The 14,989-nt window shown below is 62.8% G+C and carries 15 protein-coding genes; 6 read left to right on the plus strand and 9 right to left on the minus strand.

Annotated elements, in window-relative coordinates:
• Window positions 1-145 precede the first annotated feature (145 nt).
• Window positions 146-586, minus strand: a complete 441-nt coding sequence (locus AWB68_RS20555) for a CBS domain-containing protein (protein WP_087646193.1) — start codon at window positions 584-586, stop codon at window positions 146-148.
• 336 nt (window positions 587-922) lie between these two features.
• Between AWB68_RS20555 and AWB68_RS20560 the strand changes: the two genes are divergently transcribed.
• The gene (locus tag AWB68_RS20560) at window positions 923-1,879 is read left to right on the plus strand and encodes a chemotaxis protein (protein WP_087646194.1); all 957 of its coding nucleotides are present in this window, start codon (window positions 923-925) and stop codon (window positions 1,877-1,879) included.
• A gap of 143 nt (window positions 1,880-2,022) precedes the next feature.
• Here AWB68_RS20560 and AWB68_RS20565 read toward each other — a convergent pair whose 3' ends face one another.
• The 3 genes from AWB68_RS20565 to AWB68_RS20575 form a co-directional block, all read right to left on the minus strand.
• Window positions 2,023-2,295, minus strand: coding sequence for a hypothetical protein (locus AWB68_RS20565; protein ID WP_087646210.1), 273 nt, complete (start codon window positions 2,293-2,295; stop codon window positions 2,023-2,025).
• Window positions 2,296-2,596: 301 nt separating this feature from the next.
• Window positions 2,597-3,025, minus strand: a complete 429-nt coding sequence (locus AWB68_RS20570) for a response regulator (protein WP_087646195.1) — start codon at window positions 3,023-3,025, stop codon at window positions 2,597-2,599.
• Window positions 3,026-3,106: 81 nt separating this feature from the next.
• Complete coding sequence (locus tag AWB68_RS20575) at window positions 3,107-3,451, minus strand: hypothetical protein (RefSeq protein ID WP_087646196.1); 345 nt, start codon at window positions 3,449-3,451, stop codon at window positions 3,107-3,109.
• A gap of 212 nt (window positions 3,452-3,663) precedes the next feature.
• On the opposite strand from AWB68_RS20575, the gene AWB68_RS20580 reads away from it, so the two are divergent.
• Window positions 3,664-4,689 (plus strand): transporter, encoded by a 1,026-nt coding sequence (locus AWB68_RS20580; RefSeq protein WP_087646197.1) that lies wholly within the window; start codon window positions 3,664-3,666, stop codon window positions 4,687-4,689.
• Window positions 4,690-4,759: 70 nt separating this feature from the next.
• Window positions 4,760-4,942: a CsbD family protein gene (locus AWB68_RS20585; RefSeq protein ID WP_087646198.1), complete on the plus strand. Its 183-nt coding sequence runs from the start codon at window positions 4,760-4,762 to the stop codon at window positions 4,940-4,942.
• Between the two features lie 33 nt (window positions 4,943-4,975).
• Here the strand turns inward: AWB68_RS20585 and AWB68_RS20590 are convergent, their stop codons facing one another.
• The gene (locus AWB68_RS20590; RefSeq protein ID WP_087646199.1) at window positions 4,976-5,443 is read right to left on the minus strand and encodes a nuclear transport factor 2 family protein; all 468 of its coding nucleotides are present in this window, start codon (window positions 5,441-5,443) and stop codon (window positions 4,976-4,978) included.
• A 109-nt stretch (window positions 5,444-5,552) separates the two neighbouring features.
• Here AWB68_RS20590 and AWB68_RS20595 point away from each other — a divergent pair, with 109 nt between their 5' ends.
• Window positions 5,553-6,125, plus strand: coding sequence for a TetR/AcrR family transcriptional regulator (locus tag AWB68_RS20595; protein ID WP_087646200.1), 573 nt, complete (start codon window positions 5,553-5,555; stop codon window positions 6,123-6,125).
• 60 nt (window positions 6,126-6,185) lie between these two features.
• Here the strand turns inward: AWB68_RS20595 and AWB68_RS20600 are convergent, their stop codons facing one another.
• Together AWB68_RS20600 and pdxR are read right to left on the minus strand one after the other, a co-directional pair.
• Window positions 6,186-6,608 (minus strand): RcnB family protein, encoded by a 423-nt coding sequence (locus AWB68_RS20600; protein ID WP_087646201.1) that lies wholly within the window; start codon window positions 6,606-6,608, stop codon window positions 6,186-6,188.
• Window positions 6,609-6,734: 126 nt separating this feature from the next.
• Window positions 6,735-8,246, minus strand: a complete 1,512-nt coding sequence (gene pdxR / locus AWB68_RS20605; protein WP_087646202.1) for a MocR-like pyridoxine biosynthesis transcription factor PdxR — start codon at window positions 8,244-8,246, stop codon at window positions 6,735-6,737.
• Between the two features lie 181 nt (window positions 8,247-8,427).
• Between pdxR and AWB68_RS20610 the strand changes: the two genes are divergently transcribed.
• Window positions 8,428-9,519 (plus strand): ABC transporter ATP-binding protein, encoded by a 1,092-nt coding sequence (locus tag AWB68_RS20610; protein WP_087646203.1) that lies wholly within the window; start codon window positions 8,428-8,430, stop codon window positions 9,517-9,519.
• A gap of 83 nt (window positions 9,520-9,602) precedes the next feature.
• Window positions 9,603-10,640 carry an ABC transporter substrate-binding protein gene (locus AWB68_RS20615; protein WP_087646204.1) on the plus strand — a complete coding sequence of 346 codons (1,038 nt, stop codon included), beginning with the start codon at window positions 9,603-9,605 and terminating at the stop codon, window positions 10,638-10,640.
• 789 nt (window positions 10,641-11,429) lie between these two features.
• On the opposite strand, the gene flgL is transcribed toward AWB68_RS20615, so the two are convergent.
• Window positions 11,430-12,662: a flagellar hook-associated protein FlgL gene (gene flgL, locus AWB68_RS20630; RefSeq protein WP_087646207.1), complete on the minus strand. Its 1,233-nt coding sequence runs from the start codon at window positions 12,660-12,662 to the stop codon at window positions 11,430-11,432.
• A gap of 11 nt (window positions 12,663-12,673) precedes the next feature.
• On the minus strand, window positions 12,674-14,611 hold the full coding sequence (gene flgK, locus AWB68_RS20635) for a flagellar hook-associated protein FlgK (protein WP_087646208.1): 1,938 nt from the start codon (window positions 14,609-14,611) through the stop codon (window positions 12,674-12,676).
• Between the last annotated feature and the right edge of the window lie 378 nt (window positions 14,612-14,989).

Here is a 14,989-nt window from a genome sequence, read left to right on the forward strand (position 1 = left end):
TCAGGGTGCCTCGGCGACCCGCGAAGCGCGCAGATGCCTGGCAAATGAAACGCAACCTGCTCGGGAACCAACGGACGTCAAGTTAAAAATCGCCGATGAATATCGGCGACTGTCTCAACGTTCATGAACCCGGGCGCACCCGGCCTCACGTGTGCTCACCCCGAATATAAAACTCAAGCTGCTGAATGGTGAATTGCTGCTCCGAAATGATGTTCTTCACCAGGTCGCCGATTGAAATCATTCCGACCAGCTTGCCGCCGTCGATCACCGGCAAATGGCGCATGCGCTTGTCGGTCATGAGGGCCATGCAGTCGTCGGTGGTCTGGTCGAGGCGCACGTAGCGCACCTGCGCGGTCATGATGTCGCGCACCGGCGTCTGCTTCGACGCGCGGTCCATCAGCACGACTTTTCGGGCGTAGTCGCGCTCCGTCATGATGCCGACGATCTCGTCGCCCTCCGTGACCACGACCGCGCCGATATGCTTCTCGGCCATCAACTTGATCGCGTCGAACACCGATGCCGTCGCGGCAATCGTATAGACCGTTTGTTCGGGCTTCGAATTCAGAACCTGTGCGACAGTTGCCATCGAACGCCTCCGTTTGACCGCACGACGCGCATCGGCCGATGCGCGCCTTCTTTCTTGTCCGGGATCGTCGCTGCTCGTCGCGGCATGTGGCAGCCGGCATGCCCGGCAATTACGCTCTGATTACCCCGACTATTCAAAAAGTATAGTTCAGAGACACGTCCCGATGTGCGCCGCCACCCACTATGCACGAAGCCGCGCCCCTCATCGCCCGCTCAAGATACCTTCAGTTTCGCAGAAGATTGCCGCTAATCAGAAATCAGCGCCTGGAAGCGGGCAACGTCAAGTGACGCAACAACGACGCCACCAGCGGTTCCAGGCGACGATCAGGGGAAAAGAGTGAGCAGTTCACAGCACGATATCGAGCAGCGGGTCCGGCTCGCCGGCAACAATATGTTCGAGTTGCTGCTGTTCCGCCTGGGCGAAGCCCCGGATTCGGCGCAGCGGGAACTCTACGGCATCAATGTATTCAAGGTCCGTGAAATTCTCGCGATGCCGGCCATCACGGCCGTCGCGGGCGCGAAACCGGAAATTCTCGGCGTCGCGGACATTCGCGGCCAGATCATCCCGGTCATCGATCTGGCGAAAGTCACCGGTTGCCGTCCGAAGCATGGGCCGAAGATTTTGCTCGTTACCGAATTCGCGCGCACGACGCAAGGCTTCGCCGTCGAGGAAGTCGACGATATCGCGCGGCTGGAATGGAACCAGGTGTTGTCGGCGGAATCGCATTCGAGCGGCCGGACCGTGACGAGTTTCGCGCGCCTTGACGGCAACGTGGACGGTTCGCGGCTCGCGCAGGTGCTCGACGTCGAGCGGATCGTGCGGGACGTGCTGCCATCGCGGGATGCCGAGATCACCGAGGCAAGCACCGGCCGCGTGAAGCTGAAGCCGGGCGCCAGGGTGCTCGCCGCCGACGATTCGGGCGTCGCACGCAGCCTGATCGAGCAAAGCCTGACGGCGATGGGCGTGCCGTTCGTGATGACGAAGACCGGCCAGGAAGCGTGGAATGTGCTGCAAAGCGCGCAGAAAAAGGCGCAAGCCGACGGCACCGATATCGCCGACCAGATCGCGCTCGTCCTGACCGACCTCGAAATGCCGGAGATGGACGGCTTCACGCTCACGCGCCGCATCAAGGCGGACGCGGGACTCCAGTCGATTCCGGTCGTGATTCACTCGTCGCTTTCGGGGTCGGCGAACGAGCAGCATGTGCGCAGGGTCGGCGCGAACGCCTATGTGTCGAAGTTCGTCGCGGCTGAACTGGCGTCGGTCATGCGCGAGGCGCTTTACGGCACTTGATCGGAGGCGGTGGCAAACCAAAGCTCAAATGCGCCAACGCCCGGTGCTCGCGGACCTTTTGAGTCTGCAGCACCGGGCGTCGGTTTGTTTCGTTCCTGCGAAGCACTCGCGACCGGTGGATAACCGGCCGCCTGCCGCTTCGATCAGTGACCGAAGTAAACCGAGTTCGTGTCGCTCGTCTGCGCACGGCTGCCCGATTGGGCCAGCGTGTCACGCGAACCGCCGTAAGCGCGGGCATCCGTACCGTTCGCGGCTTGTTCGGCAGCGATGGTTTGCGCGCTCTGGCCTTGTTGCGATGCCGGTGCGCCAACGGCCGGACGGTAGAAAGGAGCCGGGCCGTAACCGCTGGCGAAAGCCGGTGCAGCCAGCGTGGCGGAAGCGGCGAGCAGCAAGGTAGCGAGAAGATTGCGTTTCATGGTGGTGTTCTCCAAAGGCATTTGACGTTCGTTTCAGAAGCGCCGCAGCAGTCTTGCTAGAAACTGTGTGCTACGTCGATGGAATGGAGTGTATACCCCTACTATCGGATTTTTATCCCCATAAATTTCAATTCACTTTTCGAGATTGACCAACAATAGTTGGCACGCGGGTCTTGCGGAAACGGGCGCAAAAGCCCGCCCCGCAAGGCTTGGCGGGCATCGAGCAAAAGGTGGGATTTACGGGGGCGGAACAATCGCGGCGCAACTTTTTCGTGCGCCCGCGATTTTCATGGCGCTCAAGTCAATGCACGAGACGCTTGATCAGACGAACCAGCGCATGCGGTGCGTTGCCCTTCTGGCAGTAGCCGTCGAAGCCAGCGCGCACGCCCTTCGTGCGCACGTAATCCTCGCCGAGCGCGGTAAACGCGATGATGCCGGCGTCGCGCGTCGGCGAGATGCGCCTGAGCACGCGCGCGGTCGCAAAACCGTCGTGCTCCGGCATGCTGATATCGAGAACGACGACATGCGGCACCCAGCCGTCGATTACGTGCAGCGCGTCGACGCCGCTCAACACGTAGCGCGTGTCGAGGCCATCGGCGGCAAGAGCAGCGGCGAGGCCTTCGGCGCTCGCTTCGTTATCGTCGACGACGAGGATTCGCCATCGTTGCACATCGACGTCGACACTTCGATCGGTCCAGAGGACGCAGGAGGGCTGAACGGCTGAATGCATGTCACGCTCGGAATATTCGTCTGAACGTCACTCAGCAGGTTTCGCGCCCGGAGACGACCTTACCGATTCCGGACGAAGCGTTCAGGTTTCGTCCTTTTTTGCCTTATGCGGCTTGGCGGCCGTCGCCGCTTCGCTTTCGCGCAGGCGGGCATTGGCCTGCACGAGCAAATCGGCATCGCGTTGCACGAGCGCGTGTTCGAGCGCGTCGATCGACTCCTTCAGCGCGGCTTTCTGGGCCTTTCCGAGCGGCGCCGGCCCCTTTTCGGCCACGCGTTTCGCCTCTTTTTCAAGGCGTTTGTACAGTTTCGCGCCGAACCGGCTGTCGATGGCTTGCTCGCGAAGCAATTCGCCGATCGTCGATGCAAGCCGCATCAGTCCGGCCGCGCTCGTCTGCGTGGGTTGATCGCTTTCGTCCTGAATGTCCACCGTGATCCTCCGTGTTGGGCAACCGCTCGCGGCAGGATGCCCGGTCGTCGCGCTAATCGTAACGGGTAAATATGACAGTCATATTGGCGCTTCAATATGCCCGATTTCCCCGGCATGCACAGCGATGAAGTCCGAAGCGCGGCAAATCAGGTGGCAAACTATCGTACTGAAAGCTTCCCGAACCGCACCACGACTCGCCAGTGAATCCTCGCATGAAAACCGCCACGATCCAGACAGCGCCCTATGGCTCCGACTTTTCCGGTCTCGTCTGCGGCTTTCGCTTCGTCGCAGATGAAGCCGGCGTGCCGATCGATTCCAACGGCGTCGTCGAATGGATGGCGCGGCAGGACACGGCGAAGGAATTCCTCTGGCTGCACTTCGACCTGGCGAACAGTTCGAGCGAGCGCTGGATGCGCTCGCGGCTCGACCTGCCCGACGCCTTCTTCGACACGCTGCGCGACGGTTCGCATTCCACGCGCATCGAGCATGAGGAGGGCGCGCTGCTCGCAGTCATCAACGACGTGATGTTCAATTTCGAACTCACGCCCGCGGAAATCGCGACACTGTGGGTCTACACGCACCAGAAACTGCTCGTGACAGCGCGCCTCAAGCCGCTGCGCTCGGTCGACACGCTGCGCGAATCGGTGCGGCGCGGCGAAGTGTTCCGCTCGCCGGCCACGTTGCTCATCCATCTGCTGCGCGATCAGGCCGACCTGCTCGTGCAGATCGTGCGGCGCACGAACGTCGAAGTCGACAGCATGGAGGACCGCTTTCTCTCGATGCGCGCCTCGCCGAACCGCTCCGACCTCGGCGCGATGCGCCGCGTGCTCGTGCGATTGCAGCGCCTGCTCGCGCCGGAGCCGGGGTCGGTGTTCCGGCTGCTCGCCCGGCCGCCGCGCTGGCTGCAACTGCACGACGTCCAGGACCTGCGCGACGCAACCGAAGAGTTTTCGCTCGTGCTCGGCGATCTGGCGGGACTCATCGAACGGATCAAGTTGCTGCAGGAAGAAATCGCCACGCGCATGGACGAGCAAAGCAACCGCACGCTCTTCACGCTGACGCTCGTCACCGTACTTGCGCTGCCAATCAATATCGTCGCGGGATTCTTCGGCATGAACGTCGGCGGGATTCCTTTCGCCGAAAATCATCACGGGTTCTGGCTGATGGTGCTGATCGTCGCGACTTTCACCGTGCTGGCGGGATGGTGGGCGTTCCGCAGGCGACGGAACACTTATTGATCGGGGCGCCCGCGGGCACGCTTGATGCGACCTTTCCTGATGTTCCCAATCAAGTTGTCAGGAGGAAAACATGGACAGGAACCGGATCGAAGGCGCGGCCAAGCAGGTGAAGGGGTCGATCAGGCAGGCCGTCGGAAAGATCACCGGCGATCGCGCCACGCAAATGCACGGCGCCGCCGAAAAGCTCACCGGCAAAGTGCAGTCGAAAGTCGGCGCCGCCGCCGACACGTTGCGCCACAAGCTGAAAAAGTAAGCGCACGGTTCAAGTTTCGACCAATCGTTCGAATCACAATCCCAGGTCGCTCAGGCCCGGATGATCGTCCGGCCGGCGTCCGAGCGGCCAGTGATATTTCCGCTCGGACTCCTTGATCGGCAAGTCGTTGATGCTCGCGTGCCGATGCACCATGAGTCCCGCTTCGTTGAATTCCCAGTTTTCGTTGCCATAGCTCCGATACCAATGGCCTGAATCGTCGTGCCATTCGTACGCGAAACGCACCGCGATGCGCGAGCCGGTGAACGCCCACAGTTCCTTGATCAGACGGTAATCGAGTTCCCGCACCCATTTACGCTGAAGAAACGCCTCGACGGCCGCGCGGCCGTTGACGAACTCCGCGCGATTGCGCCAGCGCGTGTCCTCGCTATAGGCCAGCGCGACGCGCTGCGGCTCACGGGTATTCCAGCCGTCCTCGGCGAGGCGAACTTTCAGCGTGGCGGATTCGAGATCGAATGGCGGGAACGGCGGTTTGGTTTCCACGGCATGTCCTTTTTGCAGGGCTGACTGAAAAGAAAAGGAAGAAGGCAGACAGGTTCGTCTACCGACGCACTCTAGCGCAGGGAGACAGACCTGTCTACAATCTCATTCCATGAACTCCACCGCTCTCACTGAACTCTCCGAACTCGCGCCATCCGAGCGCATTCTGCTCACCGCGCACGATCTGTTTTATCGCGACGGCATCCGCGCGACGGGCATCGATCGCGTGATCGCGGAATCGGGGGTCGCGAAGAAGACGTTCTATCGGTACTTTCCGAGCAAGGACGATCTGATCGTCGCGTTTCTCGAATACCGGCATCGAAACTGGATGAACTGGTTCAACGACGCGCTCCAGCGTCACGGCGCAGATTTGCCGGCGCTCATCCCCGCGCTCGCCGAGTGGTTCGAAAGCGATGCGTATCGCGGCTGCGCGTTCATCAATTCCGTGGTGGAAGTCGGCGGCACGCATGCGGACGCCGTCGAGGTCTCGCGCCGCCACAAGCGCGACATGACCGATGCGATCCGCAAGCTGCTGCCCGCGTCGCGCTCCGCCCGCGCGGACGCTCAGGCGCTCGCGATGGCGGTGGACGGCGCGATCGTCGCGGCGCAGTTCGAGGAATCGCCGGCTGTCGCGTTGAAGTCGCTTGCGCGGATCGTGCGGGCGATGAGCACGCCGCGCAAATAAAAAAGCACCGGCGCGAAGCCGGTGCTGAAGCGTTGCTGCAGTTTGCCGAGATTGCGCTGCTTATCGAGCGAGCACGACCTGCGCGATCAAGCCCGACGACGCCGCGACAAGCAAATAATCGGCGCCTACGCCCACCCAGTGATAGCCATGCGGAGGCTGATGCAGGCCATAGCCGCGCCAGTCGTCGACGACATACTGGCGGTTGTGATAATCGCCCGACAGGCGATCGCCCTTGTGCCAGTCGGGATGGCCGGGACCGGCGTCGGCGTGCATCGGCGGGCGGCCCATGTCGTGATGGTCGTCGCGATGCTGGTCGGGCATCGCGCCCGGATGCCCCGGCGGGACGTCGTTATTCGCGTACGGCTGATGGCCCGGGCCGCCATATCCTTCCGGCGCGCCATGCATCTGCTGCGCGAACGCCGCGCCCGTTGCAAGACTCAAACTTGCGCAAGCCAGCGCAGCCATGATTCGCATCTTCTTCATAGTTCCCTCGTGCACGTTCAAGATCGCCGATAAAAAGGTTCGTCCCGCATCAGCTTGGGGACGAATCGGTCGACGAGACTCTACGCGCTGGCCTCGGCCATTGACGTGAGAATGTGTAAGTGAGGCTTACGAAGTCTTACGGCGCGTGGCAACACTCGCATGTCGCGAAACGTCCATCGACCTTTCGATCACGCGCGCAAGCGTGTTGAACGCCGGCCCGATCTGCTCGTTCGGCACGCACGCATAACCGAGCATCAACCCCGGCTGGGCCGATGCCTGATCCATGTAGTAGTTCACGAGTGGCCGCGTGACCACGCCGGCATCGAGCGCGGCGGCCGCGACCGCGCAATCGTCGGTGCCGTCGGGCAATTCGAGCACGAGATGCAAGCCGGCTTCGTCGCCCCGCACGGCGAGCGTATCGCCGAAATGCGCGGTGATCGCATCGATCAGCAGTTGCCGCCGCTCGCCGTAGAGCGTCCTCATGCGGCGCACGTGCGAGGTCAGATAGCCGTCCATGATGAACTCGGTCAGCACGGCCTGCTGCATCAGTTGCCCTTCGCGATAAAGCTCGGCGATGCCCATGCGAAACGTATCGACGAGTTGTTCCGGCACGACCATGTAGCCCATCCGCAAGCCCGGAAACAGCATCTTCCCGAGACTGCCGACGTAGATCACCTGCCCGGCTTCATCGAGTCCCTGCAGCGACGCAAGCGGCCGGCTGCCATAGCGGAATTCGCTGTCGTAGTCGTCTTCGATGATCCAGACGTCATGCTGGCGCGCGAATTCGAGCAGCGTCCGGCGGCGCGCGAGGCTCATCACCATCCCGAGCGGATATTGATGCGACGGCGTGACGAGCGCGAGCCGCGGCGGCTGCTGCATGTCGCGTTCGAGCGGATTGAGCCCTTCGCCGTCGACGGGAATCGGCACGAGTGTCAGTCCCGACGACTGCAACACGCTCCGCACGCCCCAGTAGCACGGTTCCTCGACCCACGCGCGGTCGCCGAAATCGGTGAGCAGGCGCACGGCAAGGTCGATCGACTGATGGATGCCCGTCGTGATGATGATCTGGTCCGGCGAGCATTTCACCGAGCGCGCGACGCGCAGATAATCCGACAACGCGCGCCGCAACGGCCGATAGCCGCCGCCCGGCGCGTAGGTCAGCAACTCCGGACTGGCGCGCTTCCAGAGCCGCGCCTGCAAGCGGCTCCAGGTGCGCGCGGGAAACTCGGCGACGTCCGGCACGCCCGGCATGAACGCGCCCCACTGTTTCGGCGAAACGCCGGCCTGCTCGATCAGCCGCGCGCCGCGCCGCGAGAGCGCGCAGGGCTTGCGCGGACCGATGCCGCCGGCGGCCGGCGTGGCTTCCTGCGGCCGCGTGTCGGCGACATACGTGCCGCTTCCCGTCGACGAAATCACGTAGCCCTCCGCCGTGAGCTGGTCGTAGACATGCAGCACGGTATTGCGCGCAATCTCGAGGTCGGATGCGAGCGTGCGCGAACTCGGCAGCTTGGTGCCGGGCGCAAGCTGGCCGGTCAGAATGGCCTGTTGCATCAGGTCCAGCACCTGGCGGTACATCGGCTCGGCGTGTGCGCGGTCGAGCCGGGCGTGCAGCCAGTCGGAGAGGATGATCGTGTCCAAGCGGTTCCCTGGCCGGCGTGAATGGACCCATTTGAAGTGGTTCCACTGCGAATATTGAAATGGCTCCACATTGTAGAACCGTACCGGGCTATAGTTATCCCGCTCAGTGGAAAAAATTTCCGGCGCGACGCGGCCAGCGTCCCGGCCGCAGGCAATAACGGAATCGAAGGAGACACGGACGATGAAATCCGATCAGGTGATCGTCAGCTTTCGCGGTGTTCGCAAGACCTATGACGGCGAGACGCTCGTCGTCAAGGGACTCGATCTCGACATCTACCAGGGCGAATTCCTCACGCTGCTGGGGCCGTCCGGTTCAGGCAAGACCACCTGTCTCATGATGCTGGCGGGCTTCGAATTCCCGACCGGCGGCGAGATCTGGCTCGACGGCAAGCTGCTCAACAAGGTGCCGCCGCACAAGCGCGACATCGGCATGGTGTTCCAGAACTACGCGCTCTTTCCCCACCTGTCGGTGCAGCAAAACGTCGAATATCCGCTGACGGTGCGCAAGATGTCCGCCGCCGAACGCGCCGAGCGCACGCACAACGCGCTCAAGATGGTGCGCATGGAGAGCTTCGCGAAGCGCTATCCCGCGCAGCTTTCCGGCGGCCAGCAACAGCGCATCGCGCTGGCCCGCGCGCTCGTGTTCGAACCGAAGCTGGTGCTGATGGACGAGCCGCTCGGCGCCCTCGACAAGCAGTTGCGCGAGCACATGCAGTACGAGCTGAAATCGCTGCATGAAAAGCTCGGCGTGACCTTCGTCTACGTGACGCACGACCAGGGCGAGGCGCTCACGATGTCCGACCGCGTCGCGGTGTTCGACAAGGGCATCGTCCAGCAACTCGACACCGTCGATCATCTTTACGAAGCGCCGTGCAACGAGTTCGTCGCGAACTTCATCGGCGACAGCAACAAGCTGCGCGGCACGATCGAAGAGACGCAGGGCGATTTCTGCGATATCCGGCTCGCCGACGGCACGCGTGTCTCCGGGCTGAACGTCGCGAAAGCGCAGCCGGGCGCGCAAGCCATCGCGTGCATCCGGCCCGAGCGCATGAAGCTCTCCGCCGGCGCGCACCGGCCGGGCGCGAACGCGCTCCCGGGCGAAGCGAAAAGCCTCATCTATTTCGGCGATCACGTGCGCATGCGCTGCGGCGTGCGCGACCAGGACGAATGCTTCGTCAAGGTGCCGCTCGGCACCGAAGCGCTCGATGCCTTCGCGCCGGGTGCGCCCATCGCGCTCGAATTCGCGCCGGAGCACCTGCGCGTATTCGCCTGACAGCGGCGCCTGACACGGCCGCCTGAGAACGGTTCCCACCAGCAGTCCAGTTCATAACAGCAAGCAGAAGAGGAAACCAGATCATGAAGAAGTTCGCAATGTGTTCCATCGCGGCTGCGGCTGCGCTCGTGTGCGCATCGGGCGCAATGGCCGCCGAGCTGACCGTCGTCAATTTCGGCGGCGCGAACGGCAACGCGCAGAAAGTGGCGTTCAACCAGCCGTTCGAGAAGGAATCGGGCACCAAGGTGACGGCCGTCGAGTACAACGGCGAGCAGGCCAAGGTGAAGGCGATGGTCGAAGCGAAGCATGTGAACTGGGACGTTGTCGAAGTCGAATCCGGCGATCTCGGCCGCGGCTGCGACGAGGGCCTTTACGAGAAGCTCGACTGGTCGAAGATAGCGAAGAAATCCGACCTCGTGCCGGAATCGCCGGCCACGTGCGGCGTCGGCTTCTTCGTGTGGTCCACCGCCCTCGCCTACAACGCCGACAAGCTGAAATCCGCGCCCGCCGGCTGGGCCGATTTCTGGGACGTGAAGAAATTCCCCGGCAAGCGCGGCATGAGGAAGGGCGCGCGCTACAACCTCGAATTCGCGCTGATGGCCGACGGCGTCGCGCCGAAGGACGTCTACAAGGTGCTCGGCACGAAAGCCGGTGCCGACCGCGCGTTCAAGAAACTCGACGAACTGAAGCCGAACATCCAGTGGTGGGAAGCGGGCGCGCAGCCGCCGCAGTTTCTCGTCGCGGGCGACGTGGTGATGTCGACGGCCTACAACGGCCGGATCGACGCCGCGCAGAAGGAAGGCAAGAACCTGAAGGTCGTGTGGAACGGCAGCATCTACGACCTCGACTACTGGGCGATCCCGAAGGGCTCGCCGAACAAGGACCTGGCGACGAAGTTCATCGCGTATTCTGTGTCGGACAAGCCGCAGCAGGTCTATGCGCAGAACATCGCGTATGGCCCGGTGAACAAGGCGGCGATCAAGTCGCTCGACGCGAAGACCCAGGACAACATGCCGAACTCGCCGGCCAACGCGAAGAACGCGGTGCTGCAGGACATGGCGTTCTGGACGGATCACGGCGACGAACTGGAACAGCGCTTCACGGCGTGGGCATCGAAGTGATGTAGATCGCTGGCGCTTGGGGTTGGGGTTGGGTTGGGTTGGGGTTACACCGTTTGATGCGCCCAGGCTTCTATGGAACTTGTTTTCTTATTGGTTTATTGGCTCTGCCCCTGTCCGGGGCGGGACTCACTTTCTTTGCTGCTGCAAAGAAAGTAAGCAAAGAAAGCAGCTTCCCACCGCCAATTCTTGCCAGTCGCCGCCAGACTGTTCCTTCGGAGTGGTCCAACCGGGGGAGTGTCGTTAGCGGGGTTTCATCGTTGTTGGCATGTAGAAAAGGCGCGCACGTCGCACCGCGATAGGGAGTGGATCAGCAGTCATACATCCGTCCTGGCACTTCGTGCCCGACGACAGGTCTGCTAGCGGTGGTGAATTAAAGCATGCAGCAAGCACGAACGTAGGACGGTGATATAGCGATAGCGATAGCGATAGCGATGGGTGTTGGTTATGCCTGACGGGTGAGCGCGTAGCGCGAGGCCGGATGTATGACTGCTGATCCACTCTGTATTGCGGTGCAACGCCCGTACCTCTTCTACATGCCAACAACGATGAAACCCCGCTAACGACACTCCCCCGGTTGGACCACTCCGAAGGAACAGTCTGGCGGCGACTGGCAAGAATTGGCGGTGGGAAGCTGCTTTCTTTGCTTACTTTCTTTGCAGCAGCAAAGAAAGTGAGTCCCGCCCCGGACAGGGGCAGAGCAAATAAACCAATAAGAAAACAAGTTCCATAGAAGCCCAAGCGCATCAAACGGTGTAAAACAACACCCCCATGCGAAGTGCAAACGCAGCATCAACTCCCGATGTAGTCGAACAACGACATCTTCTGGATCTGCGAGAACGCCATCTGCGCGCCCTGCAGCGCGTTCTGCGTGAGCTCATACTGGCTGATCGAGCTAACGAGATCGATACTCGTCAAGTTCGAAAGATCGCTCGCGTTCTGCGCCGTCGTGGTCTGCATCGCGCTCTGCGTCGCCGTCACTTCCTGCTCGCGTCCGCCCACCGTCGCCTGCGCCGCCAGCACGTTGTTGAACGTATTCCCGATCTTCGTCGACGCCGTGCTCAACGCGTTCGTCAACGCCGCCTTCTGACCCGCCGAGTCGGTCGGCTGCTTCAGCGCGCTCACCAGGTTGTCGAGCGTCGTGAAGATGTCGGTTCCCGCCGACGCCGCCGGCCCCACCGTGAAGCTGTCGCCATCGGCCGGCGCGCCGTCGAGCGTCACCTGCTCGCCGCCCACGGTAATGGCCGTCTTGCCCGTATAGGCGACCGGCGTCGGCGGCGAGCCGTCGTCGGTCGGCGTGACCGTATAAGTCGTGCTCCCGTCCGATGGCGAAACCGCGAACGCAATCGTATAAACGTTGGCGTTGCCCGCGTTCGACGGGTCCGTCACGCTCACCGTGCTGATCGTGCCCGATCCCTGGTTGCCGGAACCGGCCGCGGCAACCGGGTCGCTCTGCGCCGGCGAAATGCTCTGGAAGATCGCCGGCCCCGTGTCGCCGACGTTCACCGTGCGGCTGTCGCTCAACTGCACCTGCCGCTGCCCGAGGTCGCCCGAATACGTCGCGCCAATGCCCGAGGCATTGTTCGTGAAGGGCACCGCGCCGGTCTTGAAGCCCGAGAAAATGTAGTTGCCGCTGCCATCGGTGGTATTCGCGAGACTCATCAGCTGGTCACGATAGCCCTTGATCGTGTTGGCGATCGAGGTGCGGTCGGCGTCGTTCAGCGACGCATCCCCCGCGCGCACGACCTGCGTCTGGATGCTCTGCATGACGCTGTTCACGCTGCTCAGCGTCGAGTCTTCCTGCTGCAGCGACGAAAGCGCCGCACCCTGGTTCGTCGCGTACTGCGTGAGCGCCGCGCCCTTCATGCTGAGCTGCACCGCCTGCGCGGCGCCGAGCGGATCGTCGGACGCCGTGAGCAGCCGGGTGCCGGAAGAAATCTGCTGGTACATCGACGCGAGCGTGGCCTGCTGGTCGCTCATCGTCTGGACGTTCATGCTGAAATACTGGGAGCTGGAAATGCGCATCGCGTTATCCCTCAGTTGAAGATGCCAAGCAGCGTCTGGAAAAGCGTCGACGCCGTCTGGATCACCTTGCTGTTCGCCTGATAGAGCTGCTGGTACTGCATCAGGTTCGCCGCTTCTTCGTTCAGGTTCACGCCCGATACCGACTGCTGCGCCGTGGTCACCTGGGTGAGCAGCGCCGTCTGCGACGTGCTCGCGCTCTTCATCTGGTTCGTGTCGTTGCCGATCTGGTTGACGTAGTTCGCGTACGAACTCGTGAGCGTGTCGGTGCCGCTGTTCATGCTCTTCGCCGACACCAGGTTCGCCATCGCTAGCGCGTTGCTGCCGTCGCTCGTGCCGCCCTTGTTCGGCGTGATGTCGAACTCGTCCTTGTCCGACGGCGCGCCGCTGATGGTCGCCGAGACGCCGTTCGACGTGACGGTGAGCCCCTTCGAGGCGTCGTACGGAATCGTCTGGCCGGCCGTCACGACGGAGGAATCGGCGAGCGTCACATCGACGTTCGAGGTGAAGCCGCCCTTCGTCGCGTCATACGTGAGGCTGATCGCGCTCGCGCTGTAACCCGGCGTCACCGTCGCGGACGAAATCGACGCGCTGCCCGCGTTGGCCGTCGCCGCCGTGGTGAGGACGGGCGACGCCGCCGCGATCGCCGCCGGATTCGTGTTCGACAGCGCGAAGCCGTCGAGCGCGGCGCGGGTCGGCTGGATCGTGAACGAGTCGCCGGCGTTCATCGCGCCCGACACCGTGATGTTGAGCCCGCCCAGCGTGCCGCTCGTCGCGGGGGCGTCGAAGCTGTCGATCGCCTTGCCGCTCGCGCGGTCCGACAGCGTGTACTTCGAGCCGTCGAACGAAAGCGTGTAGTCGCCTGTCGAGGGCTGGGTCGGATCGGCGAACGTGACGCCGACTGTCGCGTTGCCCGTGTTGCGCACGTTCGCGTAGGTCGTCGGGCTGCCGGCGGAGAACAGCGCGCCGCCGGGATTGCCGTTCAGGTCGATGCCGAGCGCGTTCTGCTGGTTCAGTTGGGCGGCAAAGCTGGTCGCGATCGCGCCGAGTTGCGCCTGCGCCGGGTCGAGCGTCTGGCTGCGGAAATTGAGCAGGCCGCCGACGGTGCCGCCCGACAGCGCCGAATCCGGGATGTAGTTGATCTGCGCGGGCGTCTGGGTCGCGCCGTTGGCGCTCTTGAACGCGATCGAGAGTTCGCTCGGATCGGACGCCGACGTGACCGCCTGCAAGCCGTATTGCGTGCCGCCGACCACGAGCGGTTGCCCGTTGCCGATGAACACGTTGTAGTTGCCGTCCGTCTGCATGACCTGCACGCCGACCATCGAGCTGAGGTTCTGCACCGCGAGATCGCGCTGGTCGAGGAGCTGGTTGGGCGGCTGGCCCTGCGCGCTCGCGATGTTGATCTGCTTGTTCAGGTCCGCGATCTGTTGCGTGTAGCTGTTGATCTGCGTGACGGCGCTCGTCAGTTGCGTGTTGACGCTCTGGCGCAACTGGTCGTACTGGCTGCCGGCGGTGGTGATCTGGTCGGCGAGGGTCTGCGCGCTGCTGACGAGCACTTGTCGCGCGGACGTGGTGCCCGCCGCGTTCGCGACCGATTGCATGCCGGAGAAAAAGCTGCTGATGCCGGCGCCGATGCCCTTCGTCGGGTCGCCGACGAGGTTGTTCAACTGCGAGATCAGCGTGTAGTAGGTGTTGGCCGCGCTGCTGGTCGACTGGGTGTTGTTCAGTTGCGTCGTCAGGTACTGGCTGTAGGAACGGCTGACGGTGACGCTCTGCACGCCGTTGCCGAGATAGCCCGCGTTCGTGTACTGGCCGGACGCTTCCTGATACTCGACCTTTTCGAGCGAATATCCGGGCGTGGAGGCGTTGCTGATGTTCTGTCCCGTCGTCGTCAGTCCCCACTGGGCTGCGTTAAGACCGCTGACGCCGATACTGAAGATGTTGTTGGACATGCGTGAATCCTGGTGAGGCGGCGTCGCTTGGCCGCCGCTTGACGAGAACTGCTCGGTATATCGGCCGCGTGCGCGGAAAGTTGAGGTTTTCGTGACCTGGCGGTGGGGCCGCTCTCGCGAGCGGGTATGCAAGGCGCGATGCAGCCATTATCGGGATGGTGGCGCTTGCGCAATCGGGGGAGAAAGGGGTGAATTTGGGGTTAATTCGGGGTTGGGGATGGGTCGCTGGCGCTTGGGGGCGGTGGTGTGCTGTTTACACCGTTTGATGCGCTTGGGCTTCTATGGAACTTGTATTGGTTTTGGTTTATTTGCTCTGCCCCTGTCCGGGGCGGGACTCACTTTCTTTGCTGCTGCAAAGAAAGTAAGCAAAGAAAGCAG

Origin of the sequence: Caballeronia choica (assembly GCF_001544535.1) — a bacterium.
In the GTDB taxonomy this organism is placed as follows: domain Bacteria; phylum Pseudomonadota; class Gammaproteobacteria; order Burkholderiales; family Burkholderiaceae; genus Caballeronia; species Caballeronia choica.